The following is a 2,688-nucleotide window of genomic DNA, read 5'->3' as shown; positions in this document are numbered from 1 at the left end:
CTACGGCGACAGACCCATCGCCGTCGATCTGGCCGGCGTTGGCCGTGTGGAAGGGGGCGGCTGGCCGGCGCGCTGATCGAGGATCGGCGGTGTGGGTGGTGTCTCCGAGTGGGTGTGGGCTGATTGACCGCGAAACGCATGGTGGTCCTCGCGTCCTCTTCGCGGGTCGGGCGGCGTCAGTTGCCGAGTGGTAGGTAGGGCAGGACTACTGGCGATCCCTTGGTCCAGTCGAGCACGGTCGACTGCGATGTGGACCCGCTGATGATGTCGATGCTGTTGGGGTCGGATGTGTCGGTGTCTTGGCTTGGGCCGATGTTGGGATCCCAGATGCCGGCGCCGCCGCCGAAGCGGAAGGCTTGGATGAACGACGGGCAGTTGATTCCGTTCCAGCAGTCGAGGCTGTAGACGGGTCGGACGTTGCCGATGCCTTCGCCGTCATCGGCGTCGCTGTACATCGACACTTCGTACTTCGCTGCGGCCGGGTCAGTGGTGCCGAAGACGGTCGCTGGGATGGTGACCACGATCTGGTGGCTGACCGGGATGACCTGCAGGTCGGCGTCGGCGAGTCGGGACAGATTTGGCCCGTAGACGCCCTCGCCGAGGTTCCATTGACCGGTCTGGTGGCGACCATCGGCGACCACTGCCAGCTGCCAGGGTCCGGCGGTGTCGACGTTGGTGCCGGGTAGCGCAGCGGTAGCCGTTGTCGAGGTGGTGGCAGGGTCCTGGATGTAGAGGTTGAGGCGTTGCACGCTGATGCCGTTGCCACCGAAGGGGTTGGTGAGCTGGCCAGTGACACGGGTGATCAGGCGGATGTCGGTGCCGTCTCGGTAGACGTCGAAGTTGGTCAGGTCGAAGCCGCCCGGCGCGAAGCAGCCGCAGGTCGGGTATACGTAGCTGCCCGGGCCGTTATCGTCCCCGCTGGGATCGGTGAGGCCGCCGACCCGAGTGCCGAAGGCGAGCACGGTGCGCACTACCTGGGCGGTGCCGCCGCCCGGGCCGACGGCGGCGACGACGATCTGGTTGCTGATCGCGGGAAGCGTGATCAGGATGTCGAAGACGCCGCCGTGGACGGTGATCTGCTGCTTGGCGCCGTTGACCGCTAGGTAGATCGTCTTGGCGGTGGTGGTGCCGGTGACGTGTGCGGTGCGGCCGGTCGCGGTGGACAGGTCGGCCGGGCTGGACACGGTCAGGTTGGGTGCCGGCGGAATGTGTCCGGTGGCGTATCGCTTGGCGACCACCGACGGGGTCTCGACCGGACGCCCCGCATTGATGCCTTGCGCCAGCCGGACGTAGACGCCCATCGCCCAGGCCAGCGGCGCGGCGGATCCGGTGCCCTTGCCGAACACGTGACCGAAGCTGGTCGGGTCGGCCTGGTCCCAGACCTGTTCCGGGATCATGTGACCGTCATTGGCGGTGTTGGCCAGGGTGCGCAGATAGGGCAGCGCGTTGCCGCCGTTGGCCAGAACGTACTCGCCGCGCTCGCCGGTCAGGATCGGCCAGGGCCGGCCGATGCCGACACCGGTCCACGGCGCGCCGTCGACGGTCTCGCCGTAACCGTCGAAGGTGTAGCGCTTCCACACCGGCCCGCTCGGGGTGACGACCTTGATCGACTGGTCGACGGCGAGCAGCGAGTGCTTGACGTACGGGTCGCTGGGCGCCTTGACGCCCAGCCGGGTCAGTTCAAGGAAGCCGGCATCCACCACGCTGTTCTCCAGGTGGGTTCCGGCGCCGTTGGCGTAGGAGCGGCTTGCACCGTCGTCGGGGTTTCCGCTGCCGCTTATCCGGATGTAGTACCTGCCGTCGGACAGGTTGCCGGTCGTGGTGTACATCCACTTCTCGACCTGCCGCTGCCAGGAGTCCGCGGTGGCCTGGTAGATCGCGGCGCCCGCGGTGTCGCCGGCCCGATCGGCGATGGCGGCTGCGGCGGTCAGTCCGGCGATCTCGTCTGCGGTCGTCGAGGGCGAGTAGCCGCCGGTCTCCTCCCACCGCTCCTGCGGAGTGGACGGTCCCGTCGCGACCAGGTAATCGGCGGCCGGGGCGATGTGCTGCCGGTAGAACGTCGCGTCGAACCGGCCGACCTGCCAGGCCAGGATGATCGGGAACGCTGTCTCGTCCAGCTGCACGTTCGTTTGGTCCGGGGTGCCGTCGACGGTCGAGTTCTGCGGAAAATGCCCGTCGGGCTGCTGCTGGCGGGTGAACAACCAGGTGACCGCCTGCGGCCCCGCGACGGTGTCACCGGCGGCGAGCAGGCTGGACACCTGCTGGTACTCGTCACGGGCCCACACGAAGTGGTAGCCGTTGCCGCCACCGGTCGCGCCGGACGCGTCGACTGCCTGCCCCCACGGGATGGTCAGCGATGCGATGAACGCACCCGGGAAGGTCTTATCCTCGTGCGCCTTGATCGTCATCACCGATGCCCAGTACTGCATCAGCAGCGCCCCGGTCAACACATCCGGCGCGCGTTTGAGACCGGCCAGGTAGCCATGCCAGCCGGACTGATAGGCGTCCAGGGTCGTCGCGAACGGGGTGCCCAGGCTAGCCCCGGCAGTGGACAATGCCTGATCCGTGTTCGGGGCGAAGGCCAGCGCGAGCGTGACCCGGGTGGTCGCGCCGGTGACCGGCAGCTGCCCGACCTGGGCGATGTTGCCGGGGCCGGCCTGCGGATAGGTGCTCGTCAGCGTGTCGTGC

General features: G+C 68.2%; 1 protein-coding gene. It reads right to left on the bottom strand.

Going from position 1 to position 2,688, the window contains the following annotated elements; all coding sequences use genetic code 11:
- Positions 1–176: 176 nt before the first annotated feature.
- The coding region (locus tag VFW69_RS17300; protein WP_526502807.1) for a glycoside hydrolase family 15 protein at positions 177–2,688 on the bottom strand (2,512 nt) is incomplete at its 5' end.

The organism is Mycobacterium sp., from assembly GCF_036273375.1.
Taxonomy (GTDB): Bacteria; Actinomycetota; Actinomycetes; order Mycobacteriales; family Mycobacteriaceae; genus Mycobacterium.
This window is presented reverse-complemented; position numbering and strand designations above follow the sequence as displayed.